The organism is Vibrio sp. 970 (assembly GCF_033339075.1).
On the sequence record NZ_JAWOTW010000151.1, the window covers coordinates 1 to 876 of the forward strand.

1 protein-coding gene is annotated in these 876 nt (G+C 55.5%); it reads right to left on the reverse strand.

Annotation, left to right across the window (positions count from 1 at the left end; genetic code table 11):
- Positions 1–42: 42 nt before the first annotated feature.
- A partial coding sequence (locus R7Q11_RS25335) for an APH(6)-I family aminoglycoside O-phosphotransferase (protein ID WP_000408210.1) occupies positions 43–876 on the reverse strand: 834 nt, incomplete at its 5' end.

Consider the following 876-nt stretch of genomic DNA (forward strand, 5'->3'; position numbering starts at 1 on the left):
AGATTGATGTGTTCCCAGGGGATAGGAGAAGTCGCTTGATATCTAGTATGACGTCTGTCGCACCTGCTTGATCGCGGCCGCGATAGCTAGATCGCGTTGCTCCTCTTCTCCATCCGCGTTCCAAGCTGCGGAAAGGCACCCATAAGCGTACGCCTGGTCGAGCAGGCGACGCGGATCGACGTCCAGCGCACGAGAGAATGCGTCCGCCATCTGTGCAATGCGTCTAGGATCGAGACAAAGGTCGTCTCTGTCAGCCGGATCGTAGAACATATTGGCGGCGCCAAAGCCCACTTCACCGACCAGACCGACGGGATCTATCACCAGCCAGCCGCGACTGGAGAACATGATGTTTTCATGATGCAGATCGCCATGTAGCCCACGCAGTTCCGAGGCATTGCTCATCATTTGATCGGCTATAATCGCCGCGTGGACGTAGTCAGTTTGACAACCTGCGTTTTGATCATCGCGCGCCCGCTGAAACAAAGCTGCAAAGCGATCCCGGATCGGGAGAAGGGCAGAAGGCAGGGGTTCCTCAGATGCGGCATACAGCTTCGCCATTAGTTCCGCTGCAATTTCGGTCGCCTGGTAGTCGCCGTGCTCGGCAACGATGTGAGAGAGCATTCGCTCCCCGGCATATTCGAGCAACATCAGATTGTTCTCACGACCGAGCAACCGGACTGCTCCCCTCCCATTGCGCCATACCAGATAGTCGGCCCCGCGCAGTTCATCAGCAATGTCTTCTATAGGTTTCAATCCCTTGACGATTGCAGGAGTCCCGTCTGGCAATGAAACTTTCCAAACGAGGCTGGAAAAGGTGTCCGCAATGAGAACAGGTTGCGAAACGTGCCAATGAGCAGGAAAAACAGGCGGCATGAA